General features: G+C 35.0%; 14 protein-coding genes. 10 read left to right on the forward strand and 4 right to left on the reverse strand.

Annotated elements, in window-relative coordinates:
* Window positions 1-46 precede the first annotated feature (46 nt).
* From BUC23_RS09750 to truB, 3 genes are read left to right on the forward strand one after another with little or no spacing between them, the layout of a single operon-like run.
* Window positions 47-289 carry a DUF3098 domain-containing protein gene (locus BUC23_RS09750; protein ID WP_073208972.1) on the forward strand — a complete coding sequence of 81 codons (243 nt, stop codon included), beginning with the start codon at window positions 47-49 and terminating at the stop codon, window positions 287-289.
* Entirely contained in the window at window positions 290-1,090 is an 801-nt protein-coding gene (locus BUC23_RS09755) for an undecaprenyl-diphosphate phosphatase (RefSeq protein ID WP_073208974.1), read from the forward strand.
* Window positions 1,090-1,788, forward strand: a complete 699-nt coding sequence (gene truB / locus BUC23_RS09760) for a tRNA pseudouridine(55) synthase TruB (protein WP_073208976.1) — start codon at window positions 1,090-1,092, stop codon at window positions 1,786-1,788. Before BUC23_RS09755 ends, truB begins: the two co-directional genes overlap by 1 nt.
* A 946-nt stretch (window positions 1,789-2,734) precedes the next feature.
* Here the strand turns inward: truB and BUC23_RS09770 are convergent.
* Window positions 2,735-3,334: a thioredoxin family protein gene (locus BUC23_RS09770; protein ID WP_073208977.1), complete on the reverse strand. Its 600-nt coding sequence runs from the start codon at window positions 3,332-3,334 to the stop codon at window positions 2,735-2,737.
* A gap of 105 nt (window positions 3,335-3,439) precedes the next feature.
* Here BUC23_RS09770 and BUC23_RS09775 point away from each other — a divergent pair, with 105 nt between their 5' ends.
* The 3 genes from BUC23_RS09775 to frr all read left to right on the forward strand — a co-directional run bounded on the left by BUC23_RS09775 (window position 3,440) and on the right by frr (window position 5,624).
* On the forward strand, window positions 3,440-4,219 hold the full coding sequence (locus BUC23_RS09775; protein ID WP_073208979.1) for a patatin-like phospholipase family protein: 780 nt from the start codon (window positions 3,440-3,442) through the stop codon (window positions 4,217-4,219).
* Between the two features lie 68 nt (window positions 4,220-4,287).
* A complete protein-coding gene (gene pyrH / locus BUC23_RS09780; RefSeq protein ID WP_073208981.1) occupies window positions 4,288-4,995 on the forward strand; it encodes a UMP kinase in 708 nt (235 codons plus the stop codon).
* A gap of 65 nt (window positions 4,996-5,060) precedes the next feature.
* The gene (gene frr, locus BUC23_RS09785) at window positions 5,061-5,624 is read left to right on the forward strand and encodes a ribosome recycling factor (RefSeq protein ID WP_073208983.1); all 564 of its coding nucleotides are present in this window, start codon (window positions 5,061-5,063) and stop codon (window positions 5,622-5,624) included.
* 83 nt (window positions 5,625-5,707) lie between these two features.
* On the opposite strand, the gene BUC23_RS09790 is transcribed toward frr, so the two are convergent.
* On the reverse strand, window positions 5,708-6,037 hold the full coding sequence (locus tag BUC23_RS09790; protein ID WP_073208985.1) for a DMT family transporter: 330 nt from the start codon (window positions 6,035-6,037) through the stop codon (window positions 5,708-5,710).
* A gap of 2 nt (window positions 6,038-6,039) precedes the next feature.
* The gene (locus tag BUC23_RS09795; RefSeq protein ID WP_073208987.1) at window positions 6,040-8,310 is read right to left on the reverse strand and encodes a cation:proton antiporter; all 2,271 of its coding nucleotides are present in this window, start codon (window positions 8,308-8,310) and stop codon (window positions 6,040-6,042) included.
* A gap of 195 nt (window positions 8,311-8,505) precedes the next feature.
* Here BUC23_RS09795 and BUC23_RS09800 point away from each other — a divergent pair, with 195 nt between their 5' ends.
* From BUC23_RS09800 to rpoN, 3 genes are all read left to right on the forward strand, one after another.
* Complete coding sequence (locus tag BUC23_RS09800; protein WP_073208989.1) at window positions 8,506-10,872, forward strand: efflux RND transporter permease subunit; 2,367 nt, start codon at window positions 8,506-8,508, stop codon at window positions 10,870-10,872.
* 387 nt (window positions 10,873-11,259) lie between these two features.
* Window positions 11,260-12,696, forward strand: a complete 1,437-nt coding sequence (gene asnS, locus BUC23_RS09805; protein WP_073208991.1) for an asparagine--tRNA ligase — start codon at window positions 11,260-11,262, stop codon at window positions 12,694-12,696.
* An 83-nt stretch (window positions 12,697-12,779) separates the two neighbouring features.
* Window positions 12,780-14,246 carry an RNA polymerase factor sigma-54 gene (gene rpoN, locus BUC23_RS09810; protein ID WP_073208993.1) on the forward strand — a complete coding sequence of 489 codons (1,467 nt, stop codon included), beginning with the start codon at window positions 12,780-12,782 and terminating at the stop codon, window positions 14,244-14,246.
* A 79-nt stretch (window positions 14,247-14,325) separates the two neighbouring features.
* Here rpoN and BUC23_RS09815 read toward each other — a convergent pair whose 3' ends face one another.
* Window positions 14,326-14,916 (reverse strand): thymidine kinase, encoded by a 591-nt coding sequence (locus BUC23_RS09815; RefSeq protein ID WP_073208995.1) that lies wholly within the window; start codon window positions 14,914-14,916, stop codon window positions 14,326-14,328.
* Between the two features lie 246 nt (window positions 14,917-15,162).
* On the opposite strand from BUC23_RS09815, the gene BUC23_RS09820 reads away from it, so the two are divergent.
* Window positions 15,163-16,164 carry a hypothetical protein gene (locus tag BUC23_RS09820; RefSeq protein WP_073208997.1) on the forward strand — a complete coding sequence of 334 codons (1,002 nt, stop codon included), beginning with the start codon at window positions 15,163-15,165 and terminating at the stop codon, window positions 16,162-16,164.
* The last annotated feature ends 56 nt before the right edge of the window (window positions 16,165-16,220 follow it).

Genomic DNA, 16,220 nt, shown 5'->3' on the forward strand with positions numbered 1-16,220 from the left:
TCAGTGTTCAGTCGCAGTGTTCAGTAAAAAATAATAGAACATAAAAATGAAAAATAACGAACAAAACCACGAATTCCTTTTTGAGAAAGTAAATTATAAAATTCTATTAATTGGAATTGGGGTAATTGCTTTGGGTTTTATACTCATGTCAGGCGGTGGAAGTGACGATCCAAAAGTATTTAGTGAGGCGATTTTTGATTTTAGAAGAATTCGTTTGGCTCCAACAACTGTTTTAATTGGTTTTGGAATCACCGTTTTTGCTATTCTTAAAAATCCAAAAAAAGCATAAATGAATACAGTACAAGCTATTATTCTTGCCATTATTGAAGGAATTACTGAATTCTTGCCCGTTTCTTCAACAGGCCATATGATTATCGCCTCTTCATTTTTTGGAATTGCCCACGATGATTTTACTAAGCTTTTTACAATTGTAATTCAACTTGGTGCAATCCTTTCAGTGGTAGTTTTATATTTTAAACGATTTTTTCAATCATTCGATTTTTATTTCAAATTATTAGTCGCTTTTATTCCAGCGGTGGTTTTTGGATTGCTTTTCAGCAAAAAAATAGATGCTCTGCTAGAAAGTCCCGTTACTGTTGCCGTTTCGCTTTTGATAGGTGGAATCATTTTATTAAAAGTTGACGATTGGTTTGCAGTTCCTGAGGTTTCTTCTCCTGTAAGCAAAGAAATCACTTATCTGCAAGCTTTTAAAATTGGAATGTTCCAATGCCTTGCCATGATTCCGGGTGTTTCACGAAGTGGGGCCAGTATTGTAGGAGGAATGTCTCAAAAATTATCTCGAACTACTGCTGCAGAATTTTCGTTTTTTCTTGCCGTTCCAACGATGTTAGGCGCAACTGCGAAAAAATGTTATGATTATTATAAGGATGGTTTAGTACTAGATCACGACCAAATCAACTTACTTATTATTGGTAATATTGTAGCTTTTGTAGTGGCACTTTTAGCTATAAAATCATTTATCGGTTTTTTAAGCCGAAAAGGATTTAAACTATTTGGTTATTACCGAATTATTGCTGGAATTGTTCTTTTGATAATCCACTTTTTCATTCATCCATTGACTATTATTTAATGACAACCGAAGATTTTATAGAAGGACAAATTATACTCATTGACAAACCTCTGAATTGGACTTCCTTTCAGGCGGTGAATAAAATGAAATGGGCTTTAATAACCAAAATGAATCTTCCAAAAAAATTTAAGATTGGTCATGCCGGCACTTTAGATCCGTTGGCAACCGGATTATTATTAGTTTGTACCGGAAAATTCACCAAAAGAATTACCGAACTTCAAGGTCAAGCCAAAGAATATACCGGAACTTTTTATATTGGAGCCACTACGCCTTCCTACGATTTAGAAACCGAAATCGACCAAACTTTCCCAACGGAACATATTGACGACATTTTAATTCACGAAACTGTCAAACAGTTTCTGGGTGAAATAGACCAAAAACCACCTATTTATTCCGCAATAAAAAAAGACGGCGTTCGCTTATACGAGCATGCCAGAGCGGGAGAAACAATTGAAATTGCGACGAGAAAAACTACGATTCACGAATTTGAAATTACAAGAATCGCACTTCCTGAAGTCGATTTCAGAGTAGTCTGCAGCAAAGGAACTTACATTCGCTCCCTGGCTTTTGATTTTGGGAAGGCCATGAATTCAGGTTCGCATTTAACCGCTTTACGCCGAACAAAAATTGGTGATTATGACGTAAAAGATGGCATAGATGTTATTGATTTTGAAGACAGTTTAGAACTAAATAATTAGTGTTTTGAGGCTTTCAGGAATCTTAACTCTTTTGCTATCTCTGCTTTTTCTGCTTTTTCCCAAAACAAAAAATTCACTTACACACAATTTGACGTAACCGTTTCTATAAAAGGAAATCCCGACAGAGACGAAGAAAATCCCTATACACACGAAAAAGGAACTTGGTTTCTACCTGACGGCCTGGGATCTAAGTTTGGATATGGAATCCATTACGAGAAATGGATTGGATTAGGAATTCATTCCGGTATTAACTGGGAATGGACAGACAAACTGGTTGTAGTTCTAGTTTTTGCAAATTTTAGATTGAGCCCAATCGTAGGCGACAACACCAGAATTACTCTGCAACTTGGTATAGGAAAAGCTCTGGGTCTAGGGCGAGGAAATTTAACGGCCATTATAAAAAAATAAGCGTGGGCATACAAAACGCTGATGATCTAATGCTTTTTATTGAATTAAACCATTATTCATTCCCCATAAATAATCAAAGAGATTCTGGAAATATAAGTTTGGGACTTTCTTTAATTACTTTTTAAATCTAAATCTTTTAAGACATCAAAAAAATAGCATTGAACACTTTTACATTCTTACTTCTAATATAAAAAGCAAAAACACATGATAAATACAAAATTGAATTTACTATGTGTTTTTTCTAAATTTAAAGTATTGTTACTCCATACTCTTTTTTCTACTTGGCTTCGCCAAATTAATTTAATAATGAGGGATATTTTCATCTCCAAATAGAAAATTGGACAAATAATCATAAATCCTTTCAAATAGCTTTTTCATAGTGATGTAATTTAAATTGTGAAACAATAAATCTAAACACCAATAAAAAAGTAAATCAAATAGCAGACTTGGTTTAACGTCACTAATTTACAATTTTTTTTAATATAAAAAGATCAATTATTTGTTAAATAGAAACTAATCACAAACAACACTTTTTATCTTAAAGATTTTCCATCAAAGTAATTAGTTCTTCCTGAGTACTCAATCCTTTATCATGCAAATACCACAATTGCAAATCTGTTTTCGCAGTTTCATCAATGGCACCAAATTCTTTTTTATAGTTCTTGATTAAGTCTGCTGCACCTTTTGGTCTTGGCCCCCAACTCACCAATACATCTCCTGTAGCTTTATCGATAACAATTACTATTGGAATTGCTTTAGCCTTCTTAGTTAAAAACAAATTCATCAAATCTTCATTTTCATCTCTCAAGACGATTTTAAGCTCTATTTTTCCAGACTCTTCTGCCATTTTATGGACAATAGGCAAGATTTGAGCGGCATCACCACACCAGCCTTCGGAAATAACTAACCAAATATATTCTCCTTTTAGAGACTTTAATTTAAGACTGTTTTCATCTGTTATTTTCATCGTTTTATCTAAACGATTCATGCGGGTTTCGTTTAACGTGCTATAAAGTGTCAGATTATCTGATTGCTCATTACCAGTAGATTTTCCTTCCAACAATAAATCAGAAACTAGTTTTCTATATTCACCATAGGAATGGCTGTTAAATAATGCTTTAGCTACAGAAGTTTTCATATTGAATAGTTTATTTATACAAAGTTACCATAAAAACGGGGTTTAAATATGACATATATCACCTTCAATTCGACAAAAAGTGTAATTTTATAACAAATTGTAAAGATGGATTTAAAAACAAAATCGATAGGCTTAGTACTTTCTGGTGGAGGATCAAAAGGAATTGCCCATGCCGGAGTCATTAAATTTTTGGAAGAAAAAAAAATTCACCCCTCTAGAATGGCCGGTACAAGCGCAGGATCCATAGTTGGTGCGATGTATGCCTGGGGCAAAACACCCGCAGAAATATTGGAGTTTTTTAAGTCCATTTATCTTTTTCACTGGAAACACATAACCTTTAAAAAAGCGGGTTTAATCGATTCGGAGTCCTTCAAAAGCTACTTTCATTCTGTTTTTAAAGATGCTGTATTGGGTGATTTAAAAATCCCGATTCAGATTACAGCAACGGATATGATTAGAGGAAAACTAAAAGTTTTTGGCCCCGAAACAAAAATAACCGATGCCATTTTAGCATCATCAGCATTTCCCGGAATATTGTCCCCTTATGAAATCCATGGAAAAATTTATAGCGATGGCGGTATATTAAACCACTTCCCTACTGATATTTTACAAGGACAATGTGAAACTGTAATTGGTGTTTATGTGAGTCCGATACAAAAAATAGAAGCTAAAGATTTAAGTTCTATAAAAGCGGTAACTACCAGAGCATTTGATATCCTCTCCGCAAACTCGAATATGCATAAATTTAATATTTGCGATTGGGTAATAGAACCAAAGGATTTATGTCTGTATAGCACTTTCGAAACTAATAAAATTAAAATGGACGCAATCTTCAACATTGGCTATGAAGCAGCAAAAAAATCCTACGAAAAACTAAATTTATAAAATTTAAGCAACACTTTTTTTAAAAAACAGAATATGTCTATATTTGCACCAATCAACGCAACACAAAAATGAAATACAACAGAATTCTTCTAAAACTAAGTGGCGAAGCTTTAATGGGCGACTTGCAATATGGAATTGACCCAAAAAGACTAGCTGAATATGCTGATGAAATTAAGCAAATTCATGAAAAAGGAGTAGAAATAGCCATTGTAATAGGTGGTGGAAATATTTTTAGAGGAGTTGCCGGAGCGAGTGCGGGAATGGATAGAGTACAAGGTGATTACATGGGAATGCTGGCTACTGTTATTAATGGAATGGCATTGCAAGGCGCACTAGAAGATAAAGGTATGAAAACCCGTTTGCAAACGGCCTTAAAAATGGAGTCAATAGCGGAACCATATATTAAAAGAAGAGCCGTTCGTCATCTTGAAAAAGGTAGAATTGTGATTTTTGGAGCAGGAACAGGAAATCCTTATTTCACTACGGACACTGCAGCTGTTTTACGCGGTGTAGAAATCGATGCTGATGTAATCCTAAAAGGAACGCGTGTCGATGGTGTTTACGATTGTGACCCGGAGAAAAACGCATCGGCTGTGAAATTTGATTTTATCTCATTTGATGATGTCCTTAAAAAAGGATTAAACGTAATGGATACCACCGCATTCACTTTGAGCCAGGAAAATAAACTACCAATTGTAGTTTTTGACATGAACAAAATAGGAAATCTATTGAAAATCTGCGAAGGAGAAAACATAGGAACCGTAGTAAATATATAAATTAGATTGTTAGACTTTTAGACTATCAGAAAGTCTAAAAATCTAATAATCCAAAGATCTAAATTATGACTGAAGAAATTGAATTTATATTAGATAGTACTAAAGAATCAATGACTGGCACTATTGCCCATTTAGAAAAAGAATTCTTGAACATTCGTGCAGGAAAAGCATCACCGGCAATGCTAGGAAGTGTTTTTGTTGATTATTATGGTTCTGCAACCCCGCTTTCACAAGTTTCGAAAATTAGTGTTCCGGATGCTAGAACTATCACATTACAGCCTTTTGAAAAAAACATGTTGCATCCTATCGAGAAAGCGATTATGATTGCCAATATTGGTTTTAATCCAATGAATAATGGTGATGTAATTATCATAAGCGTTCCTGCATTAACGGAGGAAAGAAGACGCGACCTTGCTAAACAAGCGAAAGTGGAAGCCGAAGACGCTAAAGTTGGAATTCGAAATGCTCGTAAGGATGCCAATACAGAGATTAAAAAATTGGAAAAAGAAGGAACATCCGAAGACATTTGTAAAAGTGCAGAAGAAGAAGTTCAAAACTTAACCAATAATTACATCAAAAAAATAGATGAACTTCTTGTTCATAAAGAATCTGAAATCATGAAGATTTAAGTTTCTTATAAATCCACAAAAAAATCCGTCTTGTTAGTTAACAAGACGGATTTTTTGTTGTTTTTTTAAATTGAAAAAGTTTTTTAATGGCTCGACACGAATTTCAGTCCAATAATCGAGGCTATTAAAGTTGTAATAAAGAAAACCCTCCAGAAATCAGCGGGCTCTTTAAAAATAAAAATTCCTACCAAAACTGTTCCCACCGCTCCTATTCCTGTCCATACTGCATAAGCTGTTCCAATAGGTAATGTTTGTGTGGCTTTATACAGCAAGACCATACTTATCGTCAAACAAAGCAAGAATCCTCCCAACCATAAAGTAGCTGCCATTCCGGTGCTTTCTTTGGCCTTGCCTAAACAAGTTGCAAATCCCACTTCAAAAAGGCCGCCAATAATCAATAAAATCCAGTTCATTTTTAATGTTTTAAAATCAAAACAGACGGAACTTCACTTAACCATTCGCTTCTTGAATCTACTAAGGCTTTCCAGCTTTCGAGACTGATTAGCATTAAATTCTGTTTGTCTAAAAATTCTTTTTTGACATTCTCGTCGTTTATTAGACCTATATTATTTGGGTATTTTTGTTTTAAAGAATTTATAGCACTCTCCATCACAAAATTGGTATTGACAATTCCGTTTACATCCAAAATCATTATTTTAGAATCGTTATTGTAAATTAATTTTTGGACATAATCAATCAAGAATGAATCTTCGGGACTAAAAATGGGAATAAAAACCTGATTTACATTTTGCAGGTCTTTGTCAATCAAAATCCCCAAAGGCATTTTAGTTTTGGCAATAATCTGTCTTGTCCTTTCATCAAATGGGGAGTTTTCAAAAAGCCCTTCTTTTCCGGTAAACTTATCAATCAATCGATCCGGATTGATAATTCTTGTGGTAAAACCAATTACTTTCCCAAGTATAGTGCCTTCAAAAATGGATTTTCCTAAACCTACCAATAATAAGTCATAGTCTCCTTGATTAGCAATATCAGCAATCTCGGTTTCTATGTCCATGGTAACTTTAAAAATAGTCGTAATATCCTGATTCAATAATCGCGATTCTTCTACAACAGGATAGAAACTGTTTTTTTCTTTGTCTTCCATATTAAATTGATGCATTTCATCACTCAACGATAAATGCATAGCAGTAATGCTTGACGAATCTTTTTGTTTTTTTATTAAACTATGCGCCAATCTCAAAAGTGACCTCCCCTTTTCGTTGTTTCCAAACGAAAGTAAGATTCTGTACTTATTGTGATTCTGCATTACTTCTAAGTCATTTACATCCTTAGTTTTAAAAATATAGTTTATCAAATCCAGAGCCGGGCCTGTCATAAAAGTGGTGACTAAAGCCATAATAACCATCATCGTAAAAACTTCCGGTGTCAAAACTTTAAGCTCTAATCCAATATTTAATACAATAAGTTCCATCAACCCTCTGGTATTCATCAAAGCACCAATGGTCAAACTATCACGCCAGTTTTGGCCTACAAATTTAGCTGCCAAAGCGCTTCCTAAAAACTTACCAACTACTGCTACCAGAATAATAAAACCTGTCACTTTCCATAAATAAGGATCATTAATAAGACCAATTTCTGTTTTTAAACCGGTGAATACAAAAAACAGCGGCAGTAAAAGTATCACAGAAACATCTTCGACTTTATCGATAAATATGGTTCGGAATTTAGGAACATCCGGCATAATAGCACCTGCCATGAAAGCACCAAAAAGTGCATGAATACCAATGACTTCAGTAGCGTAAGAAGAAAGTATTAACACCAGAAAAAAGATAGCTACAACCGGTTTTATAATACTGTCTTTAGTACCGTATAAATCACCAATTCTCTTCAAAAAGGGTTTTACGATAAAAAGCATCGCAACAACATAAATTAACGCCAACGAAATAATGTATAAAGAACTGACGAAAGTTCCCGCTTTTACAATCGCAATTACCACGGCAAGAATACACCAAGCGGTAATATCATCAGCGGCGGCGCAAGTAATTACAATAGCACCCAATCTGGTTTTATGAATTCCCCTTTCCTGAACTATTCTTGCCAAAACAGGAAAAGCGGTTATACTCATGGCAATCCCCATAAACAAACTGAAAGAAAGGAATTTCACACCCTCGGGAGCAAATCTATTGTAAACAAAATAAGCCAGCCCAATACCCAGAGCAAAAGGGATCACAATACTGGCATGACTTATAACTACAGCTTCATTAGCCTTGTTCTTCAGCACTTTTAAATCGAGCTCCATACCTATGACAAACATAAACAGTATCAACCCTATCTGACTCAAAAACTTCAAATTCCCTAAAGATTCTACTGGAAATAAAGCCCCTGAAAATTCAGGAAAATACATCCCCAACAATGAGGGCCCGAGAACAATTCCTGCAATAATTTCCCCAATAACGGAGGGCTGCCCGATTTTTTTAAAAACCCACCCAAAAAAACGGGCGACAAGGATTATCGTTATGATCTGTGCTAACAAAATCGCTAATGGATCTTGAAAATTATGTTGCATAGAAGAGACAAAATCATTCCAGGAACCATTCTCAATTCCTGAAAGTGCAATTTTTTTACTTACTTCTAAGTGCTTTCCTTTCTTAATAATCCAATAGATTAATGCGGTGAAACCTCCCGTTACCCCAAAATAAAATAATAGATTTTTATAATTTTTCATACATGTATTTAAATAGACAATCTCTTCTTTGTAAAGCAAAGGTGAGAAAATCAAATGTATAATTTATATCGCACAATATTATGCTATTGTAAAATAAAAAAAACCGTTTTTTTCCTGTATACAGAACCAAAAATATCCGTAAATCTTTATAATTCATGTCAGTTTGATTACATTTGCACCCATTTTAATTCATATATGAAAAAGAAAATAGCAGTAGGGTTTTGGGAATCAATAGCCCGAATTGTACTTAAAAACAGAATAGTAATACTGGGAGTTATACTTGCAATAACCATTTTTCTGGCACTGCAATGGAAAAACCTGGGCATGACGTATACTGAAGCCAATTTACTTCCTAAAAAACATATTGTAAATCAACAATACGAAGATTTTCTAAGCAAATTTGGCGAAGAGGGCAATTTGATTGTTATTGGCTTCAAAGACAAAGAATTTTTTACTCCAAAAGCTTTTGCTGCTTGGAATGAATTAATGACTGGTTTAAAAAGTTCCAAAGAAGTGGAACTGGTTGTTTCTTTAAATGATCTAAAAAAATTAGAGAAAAATGAAACCGAAGAAAAATTTGAGCTAGTCCCTCTTATCGATCAAAAGCAGACCGTAAATCCCGCTTATTTACAGAAAATAAAAAACGAACTTTTTAATAATTTGCCTTTTTACGAAGGATTATTGTTCAATAAACAATCAGGAAGCATTCGCTCAGCGATTTATTTAAATAAGAAAATTGTAAATACTGCTGCTCGAAAAACCTTCATCATTGAAAACCTTGTTCCAAAAATCGAAAAATTCGAGAAAACTACCGGAATTGACCTTCGCGTTTCGGGAATGCCATACATTAGAACGATAAATGCCGAGAATATGAAAGGTGAGATTGGGCTATTTATTGGCGCGGCTTTATTTATCACTTCATTAATATTCTTTTTATTCTTCCGTTCGTTTAGAGCGACATTTATATCCATCTGTATTTTACTTGTTGGAGTAATGTGGTCTTTTGGAACGCTTGGTTTATTCCATTATAAAATCACCATTTTAACGGCTATTATTCCCCCATTAATTATTGTAATTGGAATTACAAACTGTATTTTCCTGATAAATAAATACCAGCAGGAAATAAAAATTCATCATAATCAAGCCAAAGCTTTGCAACGGGTAATTTCTAAAATCGGGGTTTCTACGCTGATGACGAACTTAACGACAGCTGCAGGTTTTGCAACTTTTATGATTACGGGGAACGATTTGCTTTTCGAATTTGGACTAGTCACTTCCATAAACGTTATTTCAGTTTACCTGCTTACCTTAGCCGTTGTGCCAATTTTTTACAGTTTCATGCCTTTACCAAAGGAAAAACACCTTTTTCACTTGAGTAAAACCTACATTTCAACTTTATTGGATTGGGTGGAGAATATTGTAAAATACAAACGAAAAACCATCTACATCATTTATGCTTTGCTATTGGTATTCAGCGTAATTGGGGTTTCGCAAATGAAAGTTTCGGGAAGTTTAATTGGCGAAATGCCAAAAAGTGCTTCTTTCTTTAAAGATATTGTCTTTTTCGAAAAAGAATTCAACGGAGTAATGCCATTAGAGATTATGATTAACACCAAACGCAAAAAAGGGGTTATGAAATTATCCACGATGAAAAAAATGGATGAATTACAAAAGACCATTTCCGAGATTCCAGAATTGTCAAAACCGATTTCTATTGTAAATTTGGTTAAATATTCCAAGCAAGCCTATTACAATGGCAACCCGGAATATTACGAATTACCCACTTCGCAAGAACAGGCATTCATTCTTTCGTATGCCAAAAATGCCACCAAAAACACCAAAGAGAATTTAATGAAAAGCTATGTTGATTCAACGGGACAATACGCCAGAATCACTACTTTCATGAAAGACATTGGAACGAAAGAAATGGCAAAAGTAGAAAGTAAACTGCATCAAAAAATTGATAAAATTTTTCCAAAAGACCGTTATGAAGTAACCCTTACTGGAAAAGCATTGGTTTTCCAAAAAGGAACTTCCTACTTAATAGACAACCTTATTGAATCACTTATTTTTGCTATTTTATTGATTGCAGGATTAATGACGTACTTATTTAGATCGGGGAAAATGGTACTTGCATCAGTAATCACCAATATTTTACCGCTTTGCATCACCTCCGGATTGATGGGTTATTTTGGGATTCCGTTAAAACCTTCAACCATCTTGGTTTTCAGTATTGCTTTTGGGATTTCGGTGGACAATGCGATACAGTTTATGGCAAAATACCGTTTGGACTTACTGCAAAACAAAGGAAAGGTCAAAAAATCCGTATTCAGTGCCTTACGAGAAACGGGAATCAGTACGTTCTATACTTCGGTGGTATTAATTCTTGGATTTGCGACGTTTACACTTTCCAGCTTTAGCGGTACCATTGCCCTTGGCGGCTTAATTTCCTGTACTTTATTGTTTGCTATGTTTGCTAATTTATTGGTTTTACCAGCATTAGTGTTGACATTTGAGAAAAAAAGAGCTAAAAAAGAAGATCTTATTGAAGAACTTAATTAAGGTTTTTTAGGAGCTATTCCCGCTATTCATTGCAATCTTTTTCAATCCTGTCAGGGTTTAAAACCCTGACAGGATTTAGAAAAAGGATTTTCATTGCTATCGGGGCTAAAGAATTGTGGTGAAAAGAATATAATTACTGGAAACTCTTCCAACTAATTTGTCATTTCAAAAAAGCAGAATAAATCCAAAAATTCTAAATGTTTCCATTCGTTTAGCCCCGATAGCAGCGGCATCCTTTTACTTTTTTCCTTTAAAAAGTAAAAGATATAGCGAATAGCGGGAAATAGCTCCTGATTACCCTATTTCTGGCAATGACAATTACAAACAAATGATTTATATTTGCATTTCGACAACAAGACAATTTTCAATATCAATTATATAATTAAAATGAGACATACAAAAGTTAAAGACTTACTAAACAGTACCACGACGCTTCATGAAGTAAATGCAAAAGGATGGGTGAGAACTTTTAGAAACAATCAATTTATTGCCTTAAACGATGGTTCGACCATTGATAATATACAATGTGTTGTCGATTTTGAGAACACGCCTGACGAAACCTTGAAGAGAATTACAACTGGTGCTGCGATTTCAGTAACAGGAACTTTGGTAGAAAGTAAAGGTGCCGGACAGAAATTTGAAATTCAGGTGGCTAAACTGGAGATCCTTGGAGATTCAGATGCGGAGAAATTCCCGATACAACCAAAAAACAAACCGAGCTTGGATTTCTTGCGTGAAAATGCGCATTTAAGAGTTCGTACTAATATGTTTGGAGCAATCATGAGAGTACGTTCGGTATTGTCGTATGCGGTTCACAGCTATTTTCAAGAGAAAGGTTTTGTGTATGTAAATACGCCAATCATTACAGGATCTGACGCGGAAGGTGCCGGTGAAATGTTTAAAGTTACCGCTTTGCCATTTGACGGAACGCCAAGAACCGAAGACGGAAAAGTGAATTACAAGGAAGATTTCTTTGGAAAAGAAACGAATCTAACGGTTTCGGGACAACTGGAAGGAGAAACTTTTGCAATGGCTTTGGGTCAGATTTATACTTTTGGACCAACCTTTAGAGCCGAAAACTCGAATACTTCACGTCACCTTGCGGAATTTTGGATGATTGAGCCGGAAGTGGCGTTCAATGATTTGAATGACAATATGGATTTGGCTGAAGATTTTATTCAATATGTAATCAAATACACGATGGACAAATGTCCAGAGGATTTGAAATTCTTGGAAACAAGATTATTGGACGAAGAAAAATCGAAACCAGTCGCAGAAAGAAGCGAAATGCCACTTTTGGAAAAATTAAACTTTGTTTTAGAAAACAATTTCAAACGTGTTTCATACACGGAAGCAATTGACATTTTAAGAGATTGTACGCCAAATAAAAAGAAGAAATTCAACTATATCATCAACGAATGGGGTGCTGATTTACAATCAGAACATGAGCGTTATTTGGTGGAAAAACACTTTAAATGTCCGGTAATCTTGTTTGATTACCCGGCAAATATCAAAGCATTTTACATGCGTTTGAACGAAGACGGAAAAACGGTTCGCGCAATGGACATCCTTTTCCCTGGAATTGGAGAAATCGTGGGAGGTTCTCAAAGAGAAGAACGTTTTGATGTTTTGGTTGAAAAAATGAAAGCCTTAGGAATTGCTGAAGAAGAATTATGGTGGTATCTTGATACACGAAGATTCGGTTCAGCGGTTCACTCCGGTTTTGGACTTGGATTCGAAAGATTGGTATTATTTGTAACAGGAATGACAAACATTCGTGACGTAATTCCTTTTCCAAGAACGCCAATGAATGCTGAATTCTAAAAATTCGTTTTAGGTTTAAAGTTTAAAGTTGTTGAAAGTTCTGCAACCTTAAACTTTAAACCTTAAACTTTTAAACAATAAAAATGCTAAAGCAATTCTTAAATTTAAAATTATCCCAGAAATTATCTCCTCAACAAATACAGTTGATGAAGTTAATTCAATTGCCAACGCAAGCCTTTGAACAACGTTTATTGGAAGAAATGAACGAAAATCCAGCTCTTGAATCTGGAAAAGATGAAGATGAGTATGAAAAGGATGAGTTCGAAAACGAAGATTACGATGATTATGATGATGCCGAATCAGAGAGAATAGATGCCGAAGATATTAATATCGATGAATATTTAAGCAACGACGACACACCCGATTATAAAACCCAAGCCAATAATTACAGCGACGATGACGATGATCGCGAAACGCCTTTTGCGGCTCCGGTAAGTTTTCACCAGGATTTAATCAATCAGTTGAATACATTCATCTTGAATGATGAAGAGCGTGAAATTGCCGAATTTTTGGTAGGAAGTATTGACGATATGGGTTATATCCGTCGCAGTGTTCCTGACATGGTGGATGATATGGCATTTACGCAAGGTATTTATACCGATGAGAAAACGGTAGAAAGAATGCTGCAAGTCATTCATGAATTGGAACCATCGGGCGTGGGTGCACGTGATTTACAGGAATGTTTATTGTTGCAATTGAAACACAAAACTCCCACCGAATATGTGGAATTGGCAACTGATATCATCGAAAATCAGTTTGATGCGTTTACCAAAAAACATTACGATAAGTTAATTCAGAAATACAATGTTTCGAATGAGCAACTCAAAAAAGCCATTCACGAAATAGAAAAACTGAATCCAAAACCAGGCGGATCTTTTACGGGAAACAACAAAGTTACTGAAAATGTAGTCCCTGATTTTGCCATCAGAATTGTGGATGGTGAACTAGAACTGACTTTAAACGGACGAAATGCTCCTTCGCTGCACGTTTCCAAAGATTATCAGGAAATGATGCAGACCTATAAGAGTTCTAAAGATAAATCAACACAGCAAAAAGATGCGGTGCAGTTTATCAAACAAAAACTGGATTCGGCTAAATGGTTTATCGATGCGATTCGTCAACGTCAAGAAACGCTTTATGTGACGATGAATGCGATTATGCATTATCAGGAAGAATATTTCCTTGAGGGCGACGAAACAAAATTGAAACCGATGATTCTAAAAGACATTGCCGATATGGTAGGTCTTGACATCTCAACGATTTCTCGTGTAGCCAACAGCAAATATGTTGAAACACCTTACGGTACAAAATTGATAAAAGAATTCTTCTCGGAAGCGATGAAAAATGATCAAGGTGAAGATGTTTCTACACTGGAAATCAAGAAAATCCTTCAGAATACTATTGAAGAGGAAGACAAGAAAAAACCACTTCCAGACGATCAACTGGCTGAAATTCTTAAAGAAAAAGGCTATCCAATCGCGAGAAGAACGATTGCAAAATACAGAGAACAGCTCGATATTCCGGTAGCGAGAATGAGAAAGAAAATGTAAATCGAGGATTTAAAATACTAAAAAAGGGGAGATTTGTTTTGAAACAAATTTCCCCTTTTTTAGTATTCTATTTTCGAATCTATTTCTCTTGATCTTTTCTCATCGCGTGATAATACGCGGCACGGCTCAACGGTTCGTATTCTTCGGTTTCTCCTAACATAACGAGTTTGTCGTTGTCGGTTTTTCGGAAACTGTAATTAGCGAGATTTCCGGTGCGGGTACATACCGCGTGAACTTTGGTAACATATTCGGCAGTAGCCATCAATGCTGGCATCGGACCAAAAGGATTTCCCTTGAAATCCATATCCAATCCGGCAACAATTACACGGATTCCTTGGTTGGCCAAATCATTACAAATTTTGACAATTTCGTCATCAAAAAACTGTGCTTCGTCAATTCCTACAACATCACAGCCTTGCGCCAAAATAGCAATATTTGCGGCAGCGGGAACGGGCGTAGAACGAATTTCATTGGCATCATGAGACACTACCATATTATCATGATAGCGCGTATCAATTTCCGGTTTGAAAATTTCAACTTTTTGCTTGGCAAATTGCGCTCTTTTCAAACGACGGATCAGTTCCTCGGTTTTACCCGAAAACATGGAGCCACAAATGACTTCGATCCAACCAAATTGTTCTTTATGATTTACTGTATTTTCGAGAAACATTTTGTATTTTTCTGACTTAAAAAATGAATAGTTTTTATTACTTTGTAACAGATAAAATCGAGTTGAAAATTTTATACTTTTACGTCGTTTCAAAAGTATAACATTTTTATTAAATCGAAGATTCACGAACACTTATTTGCAAAATAATAATGTTGTAAGTAAAGATTACTTCTTCCTTAGGCCAAATAAAACTCTGGAAGAAATTTATTGAAAAACACCCGCCAAAAACACTATAATTTCAAAGTCATGAAAAAAAAATTGGAAGCCGATTTAATCAGCATTGCACACAGAATATTACAGCTAAAAAATAAATCTGATATCAATCAATTATATCTGGAAACGCAGAAATTATACGAAAAACTTTCTGTCTTGCGATTTGTAGAGGAGCATTTTGGTGATGTAAAACCAACTATTGGCACTATTGAAATTGAAAAACAAATAGAACAGGCTTTCGCCAAAGAGGAATTGACACAACCCGAACCGATAATAGTAATTGACGAAGTAAAGGAGGAAGTTGCAGTTGAAACCCCTTTGGAACAAAACACAGAGATTACAGGAATATTACAACCTGCAACAAATATAGTTGTAGATGATGTAATTTCGGAAGAAGAAGAAGTTACTGAGACTCCGATAGACGAAGAGGAAGAAATTGAGGAATTAGTTACAGACGGAGAAATCCTAACTGATGAAGCAACAGAACCTGAAACTGCTCCATTCATTCCTGCTTTTAATTTAGAACCGGAAGAGGATACTGAAATTGAGGAACCAAAGAAAGAAGAAATTCAACTTGAAGCGCCTAAGAAAAATGAGGTAGTTCAAATTTCTTTCGAAGACTTATTAGGTGGAAACTATCATGATACCCAATTTGTCAAAGTGCAGCAAATTGAAAATATACCAACTACGATAGTAATTGAAACTCCTAAAAAAATTGATTCTGAGGCAGAAATAACAGCTAGAATTCCCGAAGAAACTCCAGATAATAATGAACCAAAAGCAGCTTCATTAAACGAAAAATTGGCGAAGAACATCAATATAGATTTGAATGATCGCATTGCATTTACAAAACATCTTTTTGGCAATAGCAGCGAGGATTATAATCGTGTTTTAAATCAATTAATAACGTTTGACACATTCTACGAAACCAGAGATTTTATTCTGGATATGGTAAAACCGGATTACAATAACTGGGAAGGAAAACAGGATTATGAGGAACGTTTTATGGATATTATTGAGAAAAAATTCCTTTAAAACCTTCAGATAAATTTAGCACTGTTATTAAATAATAGTACAACATCGGTTACATT

Source organism: Flavobacterium xinjiangense, assembly GCF_900142885.1.
Classification (GTDB): Bacteria; Bacteroidota; Bacteroidia; order Flavobacteriales; family Flavobacteriaceae; genus Flavobacterium; species Flavobacterium xinjiangense.

Coding starts and splice junctions, on each gene's coding strand:
- BUC23_RS09750 (WP_073208972.1), top strand. CDS start 47: ATGAAAAATAACGAACAAAACCACGAATTCCTTTTTGAGAAAGTAAAT.
- BUC23_RS09755 (WP_073208974.1), top strand. CDS start 290: ATGAATACAGTACAAGCTATTATTCTTGCCATTATTGAAGGAATTACT.
- truB (WP_073208976.1), top strand. CDS start 1,090: ATGACAACCGAAGATTTTATAGAAGGACAAATTATACTCATTGACAAA.
- BUC23_RS09770 (WP_073208977.1), bottom strand. CDS start 3,334: ATGAAAACTTCTGTAGCTAAAGCATTATTTAACAGCCATTCCTATGGT.
- BUC23_RS09775 (WP_073208979.1), top strand. CDS start 3,440: ATGGATTTAAAAACAAAATCGATAGGCTTAGTACTTTCTGGTGGAGGA.
- pyrH (WP_073208981.1), top strand. CDS start 4,288: ATGAAATACAACAGAATTCTTCTAAAACTAAGTGGCGAAGCTTTAATG.
- frr (WP_073208983.1), top strand. CDS start 5,061: ATGACTGAAGAAATTGAATTTATATTAGATAGTACTAAAGAATCAATG.
- BUC23_RS09790 (WP_073208985.1), bottom strand. CDS start 6,037: ATGAACTGGATTTTATTGATTATTGGCGGCCTTTTTGAAGTGGGATTT.
- BUC23_RS09795 (WP_073208987.1), bottom strand. CDS start 8,310: ATGAAAAATTATAAAAATCTATTATTTTATTTTGGGGTAACGGGAGGT.
- BUC23_RS09800 (WP_073208989.1), top strand. CDS start 8,506: ATGAAAAAGAAAATAGCAGTAGGGTTTTGGGAATCAATAGCCCGAATT.
- asnS (WP_073208991.1), top strand. CDS start 11,260: ATGAGACATACAAAAGTTAAAGACTTACTAAACAGTACCACGACGCTT.
- rpoN (WP_073208993.1), top strand. CDS start 12,780: ATGCTAAAGCAATTCTTAAATTTAAAATTATCCCAGAAATTATCTCCT.
- BUC23_RS09815 (WP_073208995.1), bottom strand. CDS start 14,916: ATGTTTCTCGAAAATACAGTAAATCATAAAGAACAATTTGGTTGGATC.
- BUC23_RS09820 (WP_073208997.1), top strand. CDS start 15,163: ATGAAAAAAAAATTGGAAGCCGATTTAATCAGCATTGCACACAGAATA.